Genomic DNA, 18,640 nt, shown 5'->3' with positions numbered 1-18,640 from the left:
AAATAGTCGATACCTCAAAATACCATTCTCCTAATAATTAAGATTAACCATAATCTTCACAACGGAACACAAGATTTTCTCACAAACTTATTTTCTACTGAATTTTTGACAATCTCTTGAACTGTGCGAAATGTCACATCTGTATTTTACAACCTCTCTTATAGTAAGGGTATGTAAGAGAGACGTATTAAAGGAGTGAACAGTATGAAGAAAAAAACTTCAGCACTAATGAGACGTTTAAAATATTTTTCACCAATAGATCGTTATAACGATAATCATACACAAGAAACATATGAAGATCGCGAATGGGAAAATGTGTACAGAAAGCGTTGGCAGCATGATAAAGTAATTCGTTCTACACACGGCGTGAACTGTACTGGTTCATGTAGCTGGAATATATATGTGAAAGATGGAATTGTGACGTGGGAAGGGCAGGAGCTTAACTATCCAACGACAGGTCCTGATATGCCAGATTTTGAACCGCGAGGATGCCCACGTGGAGCAAGTTTTTCTTGGTACATTTATAGTCCACTTCGTGTGAAATATCCGTATGTACGTGGTGTTCTTTGGAGTATGTGGCAAGATGAACTACAAAATAACGAGTCACCACTAGATGCTTGGAAAAGTATTGTGGAAAACCCTGAAAAAGCACGTAAGTATAAGCAGGCGCGTGGTAAAGGTGGATTTATTCGTGCGAATTGGGATGAAGTATTACAACTCGTTTCAGCTTCTCTACTTTATACAGTAATTAAATACGGGCCAGATCGAAATGTTGGCTTTTCACCAATTCCAGCTATGTCGATGTTAAGTCATGCTGCTGGTAGTCGTTTTATGCAACTTATGGGTGGGCCGATGCTTAGTTTCTATGATTGGTACGCAGATTTACCACCAGCTTCTCCGCAAATTTGGGGCGATCAAACAGATGTACCAGAAAGTAGTGACTGGTATAACTCTGGTTACATTATGACATGGGGTTCAAATGTACCGATGACGAGAACACCAGATGCTCACTTTTTAGCAGAGGTTCGATATAAAGGAACGAAAGTCGTTTCTGTCAGTCCTGACTTCGCTGAATCTACAAAGTTTGCGGATGATTGGATTAGTGTGAAACAAGGTACAGATGGTGCACTTGCGATGGCAATGGGGCATGTGATCTTACAAGAATTTTACGTAGATAATCAAGTGGAATATTTCACAAAGTATGCGAAGCAATATACTGATTTTCCTTTCTTTGTCACATTGAAACAAAAAGGAGATCAATTCGTTGCTGATCGTTTCTTAAACGCTGCTGATATTGGACGCGAAACGAAGTTAGGAGAATGGAAACCTGTTCTTTGGAACGAGAACACGAATGATTTTGCAACACCTCAAGGCACAATGGGCTCACGTTGGGATAACGAAAAGAAATGGAACTTGCGTTTAGAAGATGAAGAAACAGGTGAAAAGATTGATCCACGTCTTTCTTTACTTGGAATGGAAGAAACGATTGGAACGGTACAAATTCCGTACTTCTCTGATGATGGAAACAAAGTATTAGAACGTACAATTCCAGTGAAAAAGGTTATGACAGAAGAAGGCGAAGTGTTCGTTACAACTGTATACGACTTAACGTTAGCAAATTACGGGGTGAACCGAGGGTTTGGCGGACAAGAGCCGAAAGACTTCAATGATGATGTACCGTTTACACCTGCATGGCAAGAGAAAATGACAGGAGTGAAACGAGAACTAATTATTCAAATCGCTCGTGAGTTCGCACAAAATGCCGCTGATACAAATGGTCGCTCGATGATTATTGTTGGAGCTGGTATTAACCATTGGTTTAATTCTGATACGATTTATCGCGCAGTTTTAAATCTTGTTCTTCTAGTTGGGGCACAAGGAGTAAACGGCGGGGGATGGGCGCATTATGTTGGTCAAGAAAAGTTACGACCTGCAGAAGGATGGCAAACAATCGCGATGGCAAAAGATTGGCAAGGGCCACCAAAATTACAAAATGGTACGTCTTTCTTCTATTTCGTAACAGATCAATGGCGCTATGAAGATACACCTGTTGGACATTTAGCATCACCAATTGAAGGTAACTCACGTTATCAACATCACGGTGATTACAATGTATTAGCAGCACGACTCGGCTGGTTACCTTCTTATCCAACATTCGAGAAAAATGGAATTGAATTATATAAAGAAGCTGTTGCTGCTGGTGCAACAACGCAAGAAGAAATCGGAAAATATGTTGCACAAAAATTAAAAGAAAAAGAACTGAAATTTGCGATTGAAGATCCTGATAATAAAAACAACTTCCCGCGCAACTTATTCGTGTGGCGTGCGAATTTAATTTCAAGTTCTGGTAAAGGGCATGAATATTTCTTAAAACATTTATTAGGTACAACAAACGGATTAATGAATGACGATAGTGATTCATTACGACCAGAAGAAATTAAGTGGCATGAAGAAGCACCAGAAGGGAAGCTTGATTTACTCATTAATTTAGATTTCCGTATGGCTGGAACAGCGCTGTATTCTGATATCGTCTTACCTGCTTCAACTTGGTACGAAAAACATGATTTAAGTAGTACAGATATGCATCCATTTGTGCATCCATTTAATCCAGCAATCGGTTCACCGTGGGAAGCACGCTCTGACTGGGATATTTTCACTTCACTTTCTAAAGCTGTGTCAGATTTAGCGAAGAAAATAGATCTTGAACCAATGAAAGAAGTTGTTGCAACACCACTTCTTCATGATACACCGCAAGAATTAGCGCAACCACTTGGCAAGATTAAAGATTGGAGTAAAGGTGAATGTGAACCAATCCCGGGTAAAACGATGCCACAAATTCATGTTGTTGAAAGGGATTATAAAACGATTTATGACAAAATGACAGCACTTGGACCAAATGCCGGAAAACAACCGATTGGTACGAAAGGGATCTCTTGGTCAGCAGAAAAAGAGTATGAGCAATTAAAGAGCAAATTAGGAGTTGTTCGAACGGATACTATTGCGAAAGGTTGCCCAGACATAAAAGAAGCAATCAATGCTGCTGAAGCGGTATTAACGCTTTCTTCTACAACAAACGGTCATATGGCAGTAAAAGCATGGGAAGCACTTGAAAAACAAACAGATCTAAAATTACGTGATTTAGCAGAAGAACGTGAAGAAGAATGCTTTACATTCGAACAAATTACAGCACAACCGAAAACAGTAATTACTTCTCCGGCCTTTACAGGTTCAGAAAAAGGTGGACGACGTTACTCACCGTTTACAACAAATGTGGAACGTCTTATTCCTTGGAGAACGATAACTGGTCGACAATCTTTCTACTTAGACCATGACATGATGAAAGAATTTGGTGAAACGATGGCAACATTTAAACCAATTCTGCAACATAAACCGTTCCGTAAGTCACGCCCTGAAGTAGAGGGGAAAGAGATTACACTAAACTATTTAACACCGCATAATAAGTGGTCGATTCATAGTATGTATTTCGATTCATTACCGATGTTAACGCTGTTTAGAGGTGGTCCAACTGTTTGGATGAATAAAGAGGACGCTGCAGAAGCTGGCGTTGCTGATAATGATTGGATCGAGTGCTTTAACCGTAACGGTGTTGTCGTAGCGCGTGCTGTTGTAACGCACCGTATACCGAGGGGAATGGCATTTATGCACCATGCGCAAGATCGCCACATTAACGTGCCTGGTACGAAATTAACAAGCACCCGTGGGGGAACGCATAATAGTCCAACCCGTATTCATGTTAAACCAACACATATGATTGGTGGATATGGCCAATTAAGCTATGGATTTAACTATTATGGTCCGACTGGGAACCAGCGTGATTTAAATGTTGTAATCCGTAAACTGAAGGAGGTAGATTGGCTTGAAGATTAAAGCGCAAGTCGGAATGGTAATGAACCTAGATAAATGCATCGGCTGTCATACTTGTAGCGTAACGTGCAAAAACACCTGGACAAATCGTCCAGGTGCGGAATATATGTACTTCAATAACGTAGAAACGAAGCCTGGAATTGGTTATCCGAAACAATGGGAAGATCAGGAGAAATATAAAGGCGGATGGGAATTGAAAAATGGTGAAATTCAGCTGAAATCTGGTTCGAAAATGAAACGTCTTATGAACATTTTCCACAATCCAGATCAACCAACAATTGATGATTACTTTGAACCTTGGAATTATGATTATGAAACATTAACAAATAGCCCGCAGCGTAAGCATCAACCAGTTGCTCGTCCGAAATCAGCAATTACAGGCGAATTTATCGACAAAATTGAATGGGGTCCGAACTGGGAAGATGATTTAGCTGGTGGACATATAACAGGATTACAAGATCCGAACGTAAAGAAAATGGAAGAAGAAATTAAAACAGATTTTGAAAACGTCTTTATGATGTATTTACCACGCATATGTGAACATTGTATGAATCCGTCTTGCGTATCATCTTGTCCATCTGGTGCGATGTATAAACGTGAAGAAGACGGCATTGTTCTTGTAGATCAAAATGCATGTCGTGCTTGGAGGTTCTGCGTATCATCTTGTCCATATAAAAAAGTGTATTTTAACTGGCAAACGAATAAAGCTGAAAAATGTACAATGTGTTTCCCACGTATTGAGGCTGGTATGCCAACAATTTGTTCAGAAACATGTGTGGGACGTATCAGGTATATTGGGGTAATGCTATATGACGCTGACAAAGTAAAAGAAGCAGCTTCTGTTGAAGACGAAAAAGATTTATATGAATCTCAGCTTACTGTTTTCCTAGATCCAAATGATCCAGAAGTAGCAGCTGAAGCGAAAAAACAAGGCATTCCTGAAGAATGGATTAAAGCAGCACAAGAGTCACCAATCTATAAAATGATTATCGATTGGAAAATTGCTCTGCCTCTTCATCCGGAGTACCGTACAATGCCGATGGTTTGGTATATTCCGCCGCTTAGCCCAATTATGAATATGGTGGAAGGGAAAGGCAGTAACTGGCAAGCAGAAGAGATTTTCCCTGCTATCGATAATATGCGTATTCCAATTCAATATCTAGCGAATTTACTCACTGCAGGAGATGAATCACACATTCGTCTTACATTGAAGAAAATGGCTGTTATGCGAACGCATATGAGAGCGCTGCAAATTAATAAAGAGCCAAATGAAGCTGTATTAAAAGAACTTGGTTTAACGAAACAGGATGTAGAAGATATGTATCGTCTTCTTGCTATTGCGAAATATAAAGATCGCTTCGTCATTCCGGGCACTCACCGTGAACAAGTGGCAGATTTATATAGCGAACAAGGAAGCTGTGGTTTAGCATTCGCAGGTGGTCCAGGCTCTTGTATGACAATTTCTTAAATAAAGGGGGCAGAAAATGATGAAACAAAGTTTACAAACTGCTTTTTCTTGTTCTTCTTTTCTTCTCTCCTATCCTGAACTAGGGTGGAGAGAAGCTGTAACTGAATTGCAAGAAGAGATTGAAACGATAGAAAAGGAAGAAGTTAAAGCATCACTTACAGCCTTTATAAAGCAAGCGCTACATAAAACGAATGATCAACTCATTGATAGTTACGTATATACATTCGATTTTGGTAAGAAAACAAATATGTATCTTACTTATATGAACACTGGTGAACAAAGAGAAAGAGGTATTGAATTATTAGAGTTAAAGCAGCATTATAAAAAATCTGGTTTTGAAGTAACGGATAAAGAACTACCTGATTATTTACCACTTTTTCTTGAGTTTTTTGCAAATGCAAATGAGCAAGACAGTGAACCAATTATGAATAAATACAAGGAGAATATACAAGCATTACACGTTCAGTTAAAAGAAGCAGGTAGTATGTATGAACCAATTCTTGCGGCTGTTCTACTCGCTATCGAAGCATGGGATGTACAGACAAATTAGAAAGGAGAGTTGTTAAAATGATGAATCAATTTCTATGGGTATTGTTTCCCTATATCATTTTTGCAATCTTTATCGGTGGACATATTTTTAGATACAACTATGATCAATTTGGATGGACATCAAAATCTAGTGAACTATTAGAAAAGAAAATGCTCCGAATCGGAAGTCTATTATTCCACTTTGGGATTATGTTCGTAATTGGCGGTCATGTTATGGGGATATTAATTCCAGAAGCTGTATACCGTTCGATAGGTATTTCTGAGCATACGTATCACATAATGGCAATTAGTTTCGGGCTTCCGGCAGGTGTTGCTTCTATCATCGGTTTAATTATATTAACGTACCGCCGCGTAACTGTAAAACGTATCATTGCAACGAGTACAAAGGGAGATTATATTGCGCTTATTTTATTACTTATCGTAATGTTAGCAGGACTTTCTTCAACATTTTTAAATATCGATTCAAAAGGATTTGATTATCGTACAACAATTGGCCCTTGGTTCCGAAGTCTCTTTATTTTCCAACCGAAAGTTGAATATATGACGGAAGTACCAGTATGGTTTAAAATTCATATTCTTGCAGGGATGGGTTTATTCGCAGTGTGGCCATTTACAAGACTAGTACATGTATTTAGTGCCCCAATTAAATATGTAAGCCGTAGTTATGTAATTTACAGAAGACGTATTCCTAATGAGTTGAAAAAATAATACTGCTGTAAACAGATAGGAGTTAGCAGATAAAACGAAACGAGGTCTAATATGGAAGGCCTCGTTTTTGTTTATATAGGGAATAGCCGTTAATAAGTAGTTTAAATTGAAAAAAGATTAGCATCTAAATAAGATGCTAATCAATGCTACAAACAGAAGCAGAGCAATCTTCACAAGCAATTTCACATTTTAAAAATTGTAAATCGTGGATTGTAATCTTTCCTTTATGAATCGAAATTGTACCTTGCTTTTTTAATTCATTTAACATTCGATTTACACTTTCACGTGAAGTTGCACAGAAATTAGCAAGTTCTTGATTTGTTAATGGTAAATCGATGAGAATCCCATTTTCTTTTAATACACCGTAACTATTTGTCATTCGTATAAGAGTAGAGTACAGGGCACCTTTTTTGCCGTGTAATACTAAATCTCGGAACTTCGTTTGCATTCTTCTTAAATGTTCACTAATCCATTTCATAAATTCAAATACAAGTGCTGGTTTTTGGAGTAATGCTTTTTCTAACGCTTCACGCCTTATAACTCCTACTTCAACATCTTCAAGGCATTTTGAATTTAATAAGTATTTCGCATTGTCCGTGAATAATGTTAGTTCTCCAATAATGTCATATTCCGAACAAATTCGAAGTGTCAATTCTTGTCCGTCAGCACTTAATTTACTAATTTGTACTTTTCCTGAGTGGATGATATAGAGCTCTGTTGCTTCCATACCTTCTTGAAAAATAAAACTACCTTTTTTAATTTGCATTTTATATTCAACAGATGCAAGTAATTCTTTTAAATCTTGAGATAATGTCATACTGTTTGCCACAGTGATCACCTTTCTTCTTATAAGCAATACATTTCCTATTTTGAGTGTAAGTATGATGAAAATGCAAGAGCTATTTTAAAAATAAATTGAAATTTCAATGACCGTAAGGGGAAGAAATCTTCAGTTTTTAGTTTGAAAAATTCAATAGACAAAGTGGATGAGATTAAAGATGTGAACAAAATTCGAACGGATTTGTGAAGAATTTTTGAATGGGGAAAGTAATGTGAGAAAAGTCACATTGAATATGTAGCTTCTTTTTTATAATGAAGGCAAATAAAAAAATTGAAAGCTTACTAAGGATTGCAGCAGAAAAGAAGGGATATAGATGCATGAGAACATGAAAGATTCTTTAGAACGGCCACTTCAAGATTTACGTATTTCAGTTATTGATCGTTGTAATTTTAGGTGTACATACTGTATGCCTGCTGAAGTGTTCGGACCTGATTACGCTTTTTTAAAGGAAGAGCTTTTATTAACGTTCGATGAAATAGAAAGATTAGCGAGATTATTTATAAGTATGGGAGTCAATAAAATTAGGCTTACTGGCGGTGAACCTTTATTGCGTAAAGACTTACCGACGTTAATTGCAAGACTTGCAAAGCTAGAAGGCTTAAAAGATATTGGACTCACAACAAACGGTATTCATTTAGCAAAACAAGCAAAGGCGTTAAAAGAAGCGGGATTAAAACGTGTAAATATTAGTTTAGATGCGATAGAGGATTATGTCTTCAAAAAAATTAATGGACGAAATGTAAGCACAAAACCTGTATTAAAAGGAATTGAAGAAGCGAAGAACGCAGGGTTAGAAGTAAAGGTAAATATGGTCGTAAAAAAAGGAATGAATGATAGTCAAATTCTTCATATGGCTCGTTACTTTAAAGAACAAGAAATTCAGCTCCGTTTTATAGAGTTTATGGATGTGGGCAGTACAAACGGCTGGAACTTTGAACAAGTTATTACGAAGGAACAATTAATAGAGAAGATTAATCGTGTATATCCGATTGAGCCTGTTAAACCTCCTTACTTTGGAGAGGTTGCGAAAATGTATCGATATGTAGGGAGCGATGCAGAAGTTGGATTTATTACTTCTGTTTCTGAATCATTTTGTTCTTCTTGTACGAGAGCCCGTATTTCGGCAGATGGTAAGTTTTTTACATGTTTATTTGGAACAAAAGGAACGGATTTGCGAACGCTTCTTCGAGAAAATATTTCTGACGCCTCATTATTAAAAATTTTACAACATACATGGCGATATAGAACAGATCGATATTCAGATGAAAGAACGGTTGAAAGTACAAGTAAACGTCCAAAAGTTGAAATGTCTTACATTGGTGGATAGTGAAAGGCGGAGTTCTTATGCAAGAGCGTTATGCAAGACAAGTATTGTTTTCTAGAATTGGTGAAATGGGACAAAGAAAAATAAGAGAAAAGCATGTGCTCCTAATCGGTGCGGGTGCACTAGGAGCTGCAAATGCAGAAGCTCTTGTTAGAATGGGAATTGGGAAATTGACAATTGCTGACCGTGACTACGTCGAATGGAGTAATTTACAACGGCAACAGTTATATACAGAAGAAGATGCACAGCAGTGCAAACCGAAAGCAATTGCAGCGGCAGAGCATTTAAGAAAGATTAATTCTGAAGTGGAAATTGTATCAGTTGTATCGGATGTCACACTGCAAGAAATGAAAGAGTTAACAAAAGAAGTGGATCTCATATTAGATGCGACTGACAATTTTGATACGCGCCTACTTATAAATGACATTTCACAAAAAGAAAATATACCTTGGATATACGGTGGATGTATTGGAAGTTACGGTGTAACGTATACAATTCTTCCAGGGAAAACACCATGTTTTCGCTGCTTAATGGATCATCCTATGGGCAGTGCAACATGCGATACAGCAGGAATCATTCAACCGGCTGTACAAATGGTCGTTGCTCATCAAGTAACAGAGGCGATGAAAATATTGGTGGATGATTTCGAGGCGCTAAGAGGAACAATGTTATCATTTGATATTTGGAACAATCAATATCTCTCATTAAAAGTAAATAGACAGAAGAAAAATACATGTCCATCTTGTGGAAATACACGCACGTACCCAAGTTTAACATTTGAAGCACAGATGAAAATGGAAGTGCTATGCGGACGGAATACGGTTCAAATCCGTTCAGGGGTAAAACGTGTTCTTCATTTAGAGGAAGTTCAAAAACGATTACAAAAAAGTGTACTTGTCCAAAAAACGCCTTACTTACTATCATTTCTAATTGATGAATATCGTTTCGTTTTATTTACAGACGGTAGGGCATTTATTCATGGAACAAATGATGTGAAAATAGCAAAACGATTATACGCAAAATATATAGGATGAACAGAAAGAGAGTTGTCCCTTATTAAAACGAGGTGAAAAAGAATGTTAGAAAAACGTATACCAATTCCAGTGGCAGAAGCAGTTGCACGTGTAATGGAATATGCTTACCAAGGTGAAATAGAAAAGGTTTCTCTTATAGAAAGCTACGGTAGAACACTTGGAGAAGATGTTATTGCAGATCATGATGTCCCGCATTTCAATCGTTCTCCATACGACGGATTTGCGATTCGAGCAGAAGACACAAAAGAAGCAAGTAGCAGTAATCCCATTCTGTTTGAAGTGATTGGTGAAATTGGAGCAGGTTTTGTTTTTACAGAAGATGTGAAAGCATTTCAAGCTGTCCGTATTATGACAGGTGCGGCAATTCCTGCGGGGTGTAATGCAGTAGTTATGTTAGAGCTAACGGAAGGATTTGAAGAAAACGAAAAGACTTATATGAAATTGAAACGCTCCTTTGTTGCTGGGGATAACATTTCTTTTAAAGGAGAAGATGTAAAACAAAATAGCATTCTGGTGAAAAAAGGGACTGTTATTAATCCTGGAGTTGCAGCACTTCTTGCTACGTTTGGTTATAGTACGGTATATGTTGTAAAACAGCCAGTCATTGGAATTGTAACGACAGGAAGTGAACTGCTCGAAGTACATGAACAATTAAAGCCAGGGAAGATTCGAAATAGTAACTCTTATATGGTAGCTGCTCAAATTGAACGAGCAGGTGGAATTGTACAGTATTATGGGCAATTCGCTGACAATTTTGAGACGTGTTATAACACTGTAAAAAAAGCGATAAAAGAAGTTGATATATTAATTACAACTGGTGGCGTTTCAGTAGGAGACTATGATTATTTACCGGCTATTTATGAGAGATTACAAGCTAATGTACTTTTTAACAAAATAGCGATGCGACCAGGAAGTGTGACAACTGTAGCTGAGTTAGAGGGAAAACTATTATTTGGTCTATCTGGTAATCCTTCTGCTTGTTATGTCGGATGTGAATTGTATGTTCGACCTGTCATTGGAACATACTTGCATAGGAAAGATCCGCACATATATCGTGCAGAGGCAATTTTACAGAAAGACATTTCGAAAGCAAATCCGTTTACTCGTTTTGTAAGAGGGAGAGTAGAAATTGTAGATGGGCAATTGCAAGTTACACCAGTCGGTTTAGATAAATCTAGCGCAATTTCTTCAATTGCAGAAGCGAATGCATTTATCGTTCTGCCGGGAGGAACGAGAGGATTTGAAACAGGAATAACCGTTTCGGTACTGTTATTAGAATCGAACGTCGGAAGTGAGTGGCCGTGGGAAGAGCCGCTTCGATCATACAAGTAATAGAAAAAGAGATTGCTAACTTATATAAGGATCAGAGGTGCAAGATGACACATACGTATTATGAAGTAATTGATACACCTATTTCAATTGAAGAAGTTACAAACAAAGTAATTCGTCGTGAGTGTGGTGCGGTTACTACTTTTATTGGTACTGTTAGAGAATTTACGAAAGGTCGACGTACACTTTGTTTAGAGTATGTAGCTTATAAGACAATGGCGGAGAACCAGCTTGAGAGAATTGGCACTGAAGTAGGAGAGAAGTGGCCGGGGACATATGTCGCTATTACACATCGTATTGGTACATTACAAATTTCTGATCTTGCTGTTGTTGTCGCTGTTTCTACACCACACCGGAAAGCTGCATATGAGGCGAACGAATATATTATGGAGCGTATTAAACAAATTGTTCCAATTTGGAAGAAAGAGTTTTGGGAAGATGGTGAGTCATGGATAGGTGATCAGTTAGAGAAGGTAACATATGCAAATGGTGAGCCTGGAAAGGAGAGGAGTATATGATTGAAGTACTATTATTTGCACATTTACAAGAAGAAGTAAGTAAGCCAGCATTACACATAGATTGTGAAAATATTACAGTTGCGAAGCTGAAGGAAGTTCTGATTAAGGAATATAATGTAGCAATTTCAAACGAGATTATGGTCGCGATAAATGAAGAGTATGCAAATGAGGATGACATCATTCAAGTTGGCGATGTCGTAGCAATGATTCCGCCAGTAAGTGGTGGTTGATTCTTTTCAGCCTAATCATGTTAGGACGTGATTAGGCTGGAGAGAATGAATATAACTATGCATACATAGGAGGGAACAGGATGAAAAGTCCTAATTTTCAATTAAGTTTACAAACTTCTAATCTAGTTATCGGTTTTATGGTATGGGTCATTTTATCATCATTAATGCCTTATATTAAAGCGGATATTCCATTAACTGCGGGACAAATTTCTATGGTAACAGCAGTACCGGTTATTTTAGGTTCTGTTCTTCGCATTCCAATTGGTTATTGGACAAATCGTTTCGGAGCAAGAAAATTATTCTTTATTAGTTTTATTTTATTATTATTTCCTGTCTTTTATATTAGTGTTGCCAATTCTATGATGGATTTAATTATTGGTGGATTATTTGTCGGAATCGGTGGTGCTGTATTCTCTGTAGGGGTAACTTCTTTACCAAAATACTTTCCGAAAGAGAGTCACGGTTTTGTAAATGGTATTTACGGTGTAGGTAATGCCGGAACAGCCATTACTTCATTTTTAGCGCCTGTTATCGCAACTTCAGTTGGCTGGAGAGCGACAGTACAATGTTATTTGGTTTTACTTGCAGCATTTGCACTTATGAATTTTTTATTAGGCGATCGTAAAGAGAAAAAGGTGAATACACCATTAATGGAACAAATAAAAGGTGTATATAAAAATGAAAAACTTTGGTTTTTATGTATCTTTTACTTTTTAACATTCGGATCATTTGTCGCATTTACCGTATACTTACCAAACTTTTTAGTATCTCACTTCGGATTAGAGAAAGTAGATGCAGGTATGCGGACAGCTGGATTCATCGTACTCGCAACAATTATGCGCCCAATTGGTGGTTGGCTCGGTGATAAGTTTAATCCATTTAAAATATTAATCTTTGTATTTATCGGTTTAACACTTTCAGGTATTATTTTATCATTTATGCCTAGCATGAACGTGTATACATTTGGTTGCCTACTAGTCGCATTTTGTGCAGGTATAGGTAATGGTACAATCTTTAAACTCGTTCCAATGTATTTCTCAGAACAAGCTGGTATTGTAAATGGTCTCGTATCAGCTTTAGGTGGACTAGGAGGATTCTTCCCACCGCTAATTTTAACATTACTATTCCAATTAACAGGTCATTATGCAATTGGATTTATGGCGTTATCAGAAGTCGCACTTGCTTGTTTAATTATTACAGTGTGGATGTATAGCCGAGAGAAATTGTTAGTGATGTTAAAGAATCATTAATAAGGAAAAAGAACCGTCCCAAAGTATATTGGGATGGTTTTTTTAGTAATAGGCTTCAACATGTTTTTATTGCTATCTCAACAAACGCTCGTTTTCTAAAAGAATGTGTTTTTAAAATGAAAAACAGAAGGTTTATGGAATTTTATTTTAAAATATAGAAGTCAAAAGTTATTCAATTAAAGGGTAGATTAGTGAAGGAAATCTTAAATCTATTCTAAAGATCGAACTCATTTTTAGAATGCAAATATTTAATTGAATCGGGATGTTTAGATGAAAAAAATATAAGTCCACTCAAGATAAACAAGTATCAGGTATGTTAGGTGTTTTAAGCGACAAGTATGGAATTGATGTAAGTATTCTTCGCATAGTAACTGCAGTATCAGATTTCTCTAGGGCCAGATTTTTTGGTAAGGCTAATGGATATTGTGAAAAAGAATACTTAAAATAAAAAATACCGTTTAGGTTGATAAGATAAAATTATGAATTTGTATAAACAATCCATAATTTTCTTTATGAGTTATATTTGATATTTTAAAGAAAAGAGAGGGGAGGGAAATGAAATAAGAATTTTCATATTATTGATTTCAGTTTTCTGATTATTAAGAACTGAGGGTGTTTTCCGATGAATTAAATGTGGTCCATATTTAGTAAAGAGTTTCATCCAACTATAATATATTTGGAATGAGGTTTTACATGTTTGTTTTTATTATATTAGACGTGATATTACCAATATTAATATTGATGCTAATTGGTGCAATCTTACAAAGAAAGTTTCAATTTAACTTAAAGCAGCTATCTACACTTATTACTTATTGCTTGATGCCAGCGGCTGTATTTGTGAATATATATGATATTCGTATAGAAACAGGTTTGTTGCTCCAGATAATATACTATTTAATGCTTTATAGTCTGAGTCTGATCATAGTAAGTCATTTCATTTCAAAAATATTAAAGTTAGAAAAAGGAGAAAGTGCAGCTCTAAAAAATAGCATTTCGTTAATGAATTCCGGTAATTATGGGTTACCAGTAAGTCAATTGATTTTCAGTCACAATCCAGTGGGGGTTTCCATTCAAATTTTTATTGTTATTTTCCAGAATCTTTTAACTTATTCATATGGGATATATAACTTACTATCAGCAACAAAAACAATCGGAGGTATTATTCAATCATTTCTAAGACTGCCTGTATTTCATGCACTCGTATTAGGGGTTTTCTTTCAATCTTTTACAATTCAAATACCTAATTCTATCTTTATTCCTCTTAATCAGCTTGCGAATGGTTTTGTTGCAATAGCACTCATATTGCTAGGGGCACAATTATCCAACATTAAGCTTAATTTTTTCCATCGAGTCATAACGTGGGCTTTAATTGGAAGGTTACTGATGGGACCATTATTAGCACTTGCTATGATATATCTACTAAACATGGATGGTATTGTTGCACAATCATTATTTATTGCAAGTTCTTTTCCTACTTCAAGAAATACATCAACCATTGCTATGGAGTATCAAATAGAACCTGAATTACATGCACAAATCGTTTTATTTTCAACACTTTTCAGCATTATTACAGTAACTGTCGTTATTTATTTGTCATATATTTTGTTTTGAATGTACGTGCAAAAACGAATAGATTTGAGGCGGTAAATGATGGACGGAAATCCCATCGATATGAGAAGAAAACAGTCTTAAATATATTGAGTGTCGTTTACAATTGTACTATGTCTGATAATCAAGTGGCTTAATTCAAAAAAAAAAGGAAACTCGTTACGGGTTATTTCGTATGTAAATCTTTAAAGCATCTACATATAGATTTGCGAAAAAAGACACAATCTCGCTTATAATTGACGTTACATGAGCTTAGGTTGATAGTGATGGGGGAGCGTCAAGTAAGAATTTTATCTTTATTGATTCCATGTAGTTTTTCCGTATTATTGTAAATAAGGGGGATGATTCCAAGTTGAGTGAACAAAATATCAGCACAACAGTTTCAGGAGATGTAATTGTTACCCATCTAGTTGGTAATATAAAAACAGATGATGTGTATGAATGGTTTAATGGTTTCGAGCAGGTTTGTCAGCAATTCATTTCCGAAGGGCGGAAATATAAATTGTTGGTGGATAGAAAAGGATACACGCCAAATCATTTTTCTGTTCAAAAAGTATGGAAAGAGAAGTTTTTCAATGAAACCATTTTGAATCACAGTAAGGCAATTGCATTTCTCCTTGAAGAGGGGGAGATAATGGATTATTTACAACAATCTAATACGAAAGAATCTGTGAGATTTTTTGATGAGTATGAATATGCGCTAATTTGGTTGAATGAATATCCAATATAAAACCTGTATTGAAGCAGTTGCTCTCAAGCAACTGTTTTTTATGTCCGTAATTGTTGCCGTTATTTTTCTTCACAGATTCTTGTCCAATTGCTTGTCTGAGCCTAAAAAACGAAACTAAAGCAAAAAGAACAAACGCCTCTAAAAACGTTTGTTCAAAGTTAATTACTATTTTAGCTGAGTGATAGATTACAATTTGCGAGTATGAGAAAGTTTTTTTATAAGTTTAGGAAGTATAGATGTTAATTCTTGCTTCATGCGCTTCGTAAACGATGGGTCCTTACCTGAAGTTGAAATAGTGACAACATATTTATCATTTCGAATGACACCAGGTGTGTGAAAAGATGATGCTGTACTACCACTTACAACGTTAACCCACTGGAAATCATGAGCGGCCTGTTTGACCATCATATTTACAGCATGTTGATTTGTAGCTGCATAAATAAGATGAGCATCTTTAATATCATCATTACTAAAAGTTTTTTGCTTCCAAGTAATATAAGAAAGTTCCTTCATTTCCTCGCAAATTTCTGGGCTGACAACAGTGACGAAAGCACCTGTATTTTTTAATCCAGACGCTTTTCGATATGCAATTTTACCTCCACCAATGATAACGACCACTTTATTTTGTAGATTAAACATAAGAGGGTACATGTTATACATATATGCATTCCTCCATTCGTTCTAATAATGTTAACTTCATGTATGTATCAAACTGAAGACAGTTACAAGTCGTAACGTGATCATATTTTTTTGTATGCAATTTAATTTTTTGAAGTAATAATCCGGTAAAGAGAAGATACGGCATGACATATACATGGGACGCAGTCGATGTTATAGCCTTGAGCTCAGCAGCAAAAGAGGGAGTTCCTTTCGTTAAAAAGGAACAGGATACTGGCATACCAAGTTTTCGTTCGACAGCTGCTCTGATTTGTTGTAATTCATGTATCGGTTGTGGATCACTACTGCCTCGTCCTACGAGTAAAATACTACTATTTTGCATTGACATAGCTTCACGTATTCTTTTCACTACAAGTTCCACCATATGTGGATGTGTACTAAAAGGAGGTACAACTGAAAATGTTATTTGTGGATATTTCTTTTGTAGTTGCTCTATTTCAAAAGGAATATCACGTTTATAGTGAGCTGCTGCAAATAATAAAACAGGTACAATCATTATTTCAGTTACTCCCTCTATTATCGTTTCTGTAACTGCATCCGAAATAGTAGGTGTCGTTAGTTCTAGAAAAGCTATTTTTTGAATTCTTTCGTTTCGCTCTTTCATAACAGATTGAATAAATTGAATGAATTGTTCATTACCTTCTTGTAGCCGGCTCCCATGTCCAACATATACAATTCCTTTCATTGTCTCACCATGTCTTTCTTCATAAGAGTTTCTTGTAATTGATGATCTACGCTATGAAACCCAACTTTATTTGCATAGTGTAAAGTTGGAACGTCGGTATACGAGAATGGGAGAGTAAGAATATTGATAAAGCCAAGGCGTTTTATTTCTGCTAGAAACGTATCAATAGAAGCACGACCTTCAAATACAATGCTATCCCATGAGAATTCAGAAAGAATACGTGAATGAATTTCATCGAAGCGATGATCAATTGTGTACTCATGAGTCATCATATAGGAACCAGCACCAATTTTTTCTTGAATAACAGCAATTCGGTTAATGTTTCGTCCTAAATAAATCGTTGAATTCGAAGAAAATTGCGCAGGTTTACTGAACAATCCATATTGCATGAGCTTTTCTTGAATAGAAAGGTTCATATACTGAAGTTCTGCCTGTAAGGAACGAATATCTTTATGATATTTACTGCATGATTGCATTAAGATGTCTACACTGTCAGCGGAACAAAATACAAGACGATCAACGTTAAAAATCTTATTGATTTGTTCAGAGGTTAATGTGTATTCTTTCTTTTTGAAAGTTGGAATTTGATATATTTCTGCACCGGACTCTTGTAACATTTGCTTTATTGCGCTTTTTTTATTTGTTGCAGATGTAAATAAAACTTTCTTGCTGTGCAATGGCTTGCGTTCTTTCCAAGAGATTTGATTACGTAAGGAAACGACATCACCAACAATTGTCATAGAAGGATTAGAAATATTTTCGTTTTTGACAATAGAAACAATGGTAGACAGTGTCCCTGTGACAACGCGCTGTTTACCAGTTGTACCCCATTCAATGACTGCTACTGGCGTATCTTCTTTTTTTCCTGCTTGTAGTAAGTTTTCACAAATTGTAGGTAAGTTTTTTATACCCATGTAGTAGGCAATCGTGTCGCTATTGTAAGATGAATTATATTTTCCATGATTGCTTAAAGGACCTTTTGCATGTCCGGTTAATAAAGTGACACTATTACTGTAGTCACGGTGGGTGAGGGGAATACCTGCATAGATACTAGCGGCGATGCTAGATGTAATACCTGGTACAATTTCATATGGAATATTTGCTGATGCTAAAGTTTCTGCTTCTTCACCAACACGGCCAAAAATAGATGGATCTCCGCCTTTTAAGCGGACTACGATTTTTCCTTCTTTCGCAAATTGAAGGAGGTGTGAGTTAATCATTTCTTGACGCATAGTATGATTCTTTGGCATTTTTCCGCAATAAATAAGTTCACATGTTTCTTTTGTATAATTAAGAAAGGAAGGGTTTAATAAGCGGTCATATAAGACGATATCAGCACGATTTAAGCACTCTATCGCTTTTTTTGTAATAAGCCCTTCATCACCTGGTCCTGCACCAACTAAATATACATATCCGTTCATATTCGCACCTCGTCTATTTTTATTTAAAAGGAAGCCAGGGGAGGCTTCCTTTTGTAAATTACATGTATATATAAATATCTCCGTCAATAACTTCTACTTCATACGTTTGAATACAACCGTCATCAGGTTTTTGAACTTCACCTGTTAGTAGTGAAATTTTCCAATCATGTAGTGGACAAAAGACGAATTCTCCAGATACGATACCTTCCGCTAATGGCCCGTTTTTATGAGGACAACGATTTTCTACAGCTCGAATATCGCCATTTGAAAGGCGGAATAGGGCGAAAGACATACCTTTCATTTGCACCTCTTTACCGATTTGAATAGGAAGGTCTTCTGCACGCATAACTTTTATTTTTTCTTTCGTTTGTATCATATAGGT

Annotated in this window: 17 protein-coding genes; 12 read left to right on the top strand and 5 right to left on the bottom strand. The window is 36.4% G+C overall.

The window, feature by feature from the left end; all coding sequences use genetic code 11:
- Positions 1–204 precede the first annotated feature (204 nt).
- Genes IBT51_RS00165 through narI form a run of 4 tightly spaced genes read left to right on the top strand, consistent with a single transcriptional unit; the run spans position 205 to position 6,610 of the window.
- A complete protein-coding gene (locus tag IBT51_RS00165) occupies positions 205–3,888 on the top strand; it encodes a nitrate reductase subunit alpha (protein WP_000730786.1) in 3,684 nt (1,227 codons plus the stop codon).
- Positions 3,878–5,353 carry a nitrate reductase subunit beta gene (gene narH, locus IBT51_RS00160; protein WP_016512952.1) on the top strand — a complete coding sequence of 492 codons (1,476 nt, stop codon included), beginning with the start codon at positions 3,878–3,880 and terminating at the stop codon, positions 5,351–5,353. The genes IBT51_RS00165 and narH overlap by 11 nt, the downstream gene beginning before the upstream one ends.
- 19 nt (positions 5,354–5,372) lie before the next feature.
- Positions 5,373–5,903, top strand: coding sequence for a nitrate reductase molybdenum cofactor assembly chaperone (gene narJ, locus IBT51_RS00155; RefSeq protein ID WP_063220184.1), 531 nt, complete (start codon positions 5,373–5,375; stop codon positions 5,901–5,903).
- A 17-nt stretch (positions 5,904–5,920) separates the two neighbouring features.
- Positions 5,921–6,610 carry a respiratory nitrate reductase subunit gamma gene (gene narI, locus IBT51_RS00150; protein WP_000981851.1) on the top strand — a complete coding sequence of 230 codons (690 nt, stop codon included), beginning with the start codon at positions 5,921–5,923 and terminating at the stop codon, positions 6,608–6,610.
- A 136-nt stretch (positions 6,611–6,746) separates the two neighbouring features.
- On the opposite strand, the gene IBT51_RS00145 is transcribed toward narI, so the two are convergent.
- The gene (locus IBT51_RS00145; RefSeq protein ID WP_200457895.1) at positions 6,747–7,439 is read right to left on the bottom strand and encodes a cyclic nucleotide-binding domain-containing protein; all 693 of its coding nucleotides are present in this window, start codon (positions 7,437–7,439) and stop codon (positions 6,747–6,749) included.
- Positions 7,440–7,764: 325 nt separating this feature from the next.
- Here IBT51_RS00145 and moaA point away from each other — a divergent pair, with 325 nt between their 5' ends.
- The 8 genes from moaA to IBT51_RS00105 all read left to right on the top strand — a co-directional run bounded on the left by moaA (position 7,765) and on the right by IBT51_RS00105 (position 15,474).
- Entirely contained in the window at positions 7,765–8,778 is a 1,014-nt protein-coding gene (moaA, locus tag IBT51_RS00140; RefSeq protein WP_200457894.1) for a GTP 3',8-cyclase MoaA, read from the top strand.
- A gap of 17 nt (positions 8,779–8,795) precedes the next feature.
- Positions 8,796–9,809, top strand: a complete 1,014-nt coding sequence (locus tag IBT51_RS00135) for a molybdopterin-synthase adenylyltransferase MoeB (protein WP_078401110.1) — start codon at positions 8,796–8,798, stop codon at positions 9,807–9,809.
- Between the two features lie 42 nt (positions 9,810–9,851).
- Complete coding sequence (locus IBT51_RS00130) at positions 9,852–11,141, top strand: molybdopterin molybdotransferase MoeA (protein ID WP_000890786.1); 1,290 nt, start codon at positions 9,852–9,854, stop codon at positions 11,139–11,141.
- A 44-nt stretch (positions 11,142–11,185) separates the two neighbouring features.
- A complete protein-coding gene (locus tag IBT51_RS00125; protein WP_000149965.1) occupies positions 11,186–11,656 on the top strand; it encodes a molybdenum cofactor biosynthesis protein MoaE in 471 nt (156 codons plus the stop codon).
- On the top strand, positions 11,653–11,886 hold the full coding sequence (moaD, locus tag IBT51_RS00120; RefSeq protein WP_000573676.1) for a molybdopterin converting factor subunit 1: 234 nt from the start codon (positions 11,653–11,655) through the stop codon (positions 11,884–11,886). Before IBT51_RS00125 ends, moaD begins: the two co-directional genes overlap by 4 nt.
- Positions 11,887–11,966: 80 nt before the next feature.
- Complete coding sequence (gene narK, locus IBT51_RS00115; RefSeq protein ID WP_200457893.1) at positions 11,967–13,136, top strand: nitrate transporter NarK; 1,170 nt, start codon at positions 11,967–11,969, stop codon at positions 13,134–13,136.
- A gap of 693 nt (positions 13,137–13,829) precedes the next feature.
- Positions 13,830–14,747, top strand: a complete 918-nt coding sequence (locus IBT51_RS00110; RefSeq protein ID WP_000497496.1) for an AEC family transporter — start codon at positions 13,830–13,832, stop codon at positions 14,745–14,747.
- A gap of 319 nt (positions 14,748–15,066) precedes the next feature.
- Positions 15,067–15,474 (top strand): STAS/SEC14 domain-containing protein, encoded by a 408-nt coding sequence (locus IBT51_RS00105; RefSeq protein ID WP_255288114.1) that lies wholly within the window; start codon positions 15,067–15,069, stop codon positions 15,472–15,474.
- A 186-nt stretch (positions 15,475–15,660) separates the two neighbouring features.
- Here IBT51_RS00105 and IBT51_RS00100 read toward each other — a convergent pair whose 3' ends face one another.
- From IBT51_RS00100 to nirD, 4 genes are read right to left on the bottom strand one after another with little or no spacing between them, the layout of a single operon-like run.
- Positions 15,661–16,134 (bottom strand): precorrin-2 dehydrogenase, encoded by a 474-nt coding sequence (locus tag IBT51_RS00100; RefSeq protein WP_078401106.1) that lies wholly within the window; start codon positions 16,132–16,134, stop codon positions 15,661–15,663.
- Positions 16,127–16,837 carry a sirohydrochlorin chelatase gene (locus IBT51_RS00095; RefSeq protein ID WP_000676477.1) on the bottom strand — a complete coding sequence of 237 codons (711 nt, stop codon included), beginning with the start codon at positions 16,835–16,837 and terminating at the stop codon, positions 16,127–16,129. The genes IBT51_RS00100 and IBT51_RS00095 overlap by 8 nt, the downstream gene beginning before the upstream one ends.
- The gene (locus IBT51_RS00090; protein WP_157418151.1) at positions 16,834–18,258 is read right to left on the bottom strand and encodes a uroporphyrin-III C-methyltransferase; all 1,425 of its coding nucleotides are present in this window, start codon (positions 18,256–18,258) and stop codon (positions 16,834–16,836) included. Before IBT51_RS00090 ends, IBT51_RS00095 begins: the two co-directional genes overlap by 4 nt.
- Before the next feature lie 58 nt (positions 18,259–18,316).
- Positions 18,317–18,634: a nitrite reductase small subunit NirD gene (gene nirD / locus IBT51_RS00085; RefSeq protein WP_000616683.1), complete on the bottom strand. Its 318-nt coding sequence runs from the start codon at positions 18,632–18,634 to the stop codon at positions 18,317–18,319.
- Positions 18,635–18,640: the final 6 nt, after the last annotated feature.

The sequence above is a fragment of the Bacillus sp. S71 genome (assembly GCF_016625265.1).
In the GTDB taxonomy this organism is placed as follows: Bacteria; Bacillota; Bacilli; order Bacillales; family Bacillaceae_G; genus Bacillus_A; species Bacillus_A cereus.
Note: the sequence above shows the minus strand (reverse complement) of the source record. Positions and strands in the feature narration are given on the sequence as shown.

Bases quoted from the DNA above. Each gene is read 5' to 3' on its own strand.
- IBT51_RS00165 (WP_000730786.1), top strand. From the start codon at position 205: ATGAAGAAAAAAACTTCAGCACTAATGAGACGTTTAAAATATTTTTCA.
- narJ (WP_063220184.1), top strand. From the start codon at position 5,373: ATGAAACAAAGTTTACAAACTGCTTTTTCTTGTTCTTCTTTTCTTCTC.
- narI (WP_000981851.1), top strand. From the start codon at position 5,921: ATGATGAATCAATTTCTATGGGTATTGTTTCCCTATATCATTTTTGCA.
- moaA (WP_200457894.1), top strand. From the start codon at position 7,765: ATGCATGAGAACATGAAAGATTCTTTAGAACGGCCACTTCAAGATTTA.
- IBT51_RS00135 (WP_078401110.1), top strand. From the start codon at position 8,796: ATGCAAGAGCGTTATGCAAGACAAGTATTGTTTTCTAGAATTGGTGAA.
- IBT51_RS00130 (WP_000890786.1), top strand. From the start codon at position 9,852: ATGTTAGAAAAACGTATACCAATTCCAGTGGCAGAAGCAGTTGCACGT.
- IBT51_RS00125 (WP_000149965.1), top strand. From the start codon at position 11,186: ATGACACATACGTATTATGAAGTAATTGATACACCTATTTCAATTGAA.
- moaD (WP_000573676.1), top strand. From the start codon at position 11,653: ATGATTGAAGTACTATTATTTGCACATTTACAAGAAGAAGTAAGTAAG.
- narK (WP_200457893.1), top strand. From the start codon at position 11,967: ATGAAAAGTCCTAATTTTCAATTAAGTTTACAAACTTCTAATCTAGTT.
- IBT51_RS00110 (WP_000497496.1), top strand. From the start codon at position 13,830: ATGTTTGTTTTTATTATATTAGACGTGATATTACCAATATTAATATTG.
- IBT51_RS00100 (WP_078401106.1), bottom strand. From the start codon at position 16,134: ATGTATAACATGTACCCTCTTATGTTTAATCTACAAAATAAAGTGGTC.
- IBT51_RS00095 (WP_000676477.1), bottom strand. From the start codon at position 16,837: ATGAAAGGAATTGTATATGTTGGACATGGGAGCCGGCTACAAGAAGGT.
- IBT51_RS00090 (WP_157418151.1), bottom strand. From the start codon at position 18,258: ATGAACGGATATGTATATTTAGTTGGTGCAGGACCAGGTGATGAAGGG.
- nirD (WP_000616683.1), bottom strand. From the start codon at position 18,634: ATGATACAAACGAAAGAAAAAATAAAAGTTATGCGTGCAGAAGACCTT.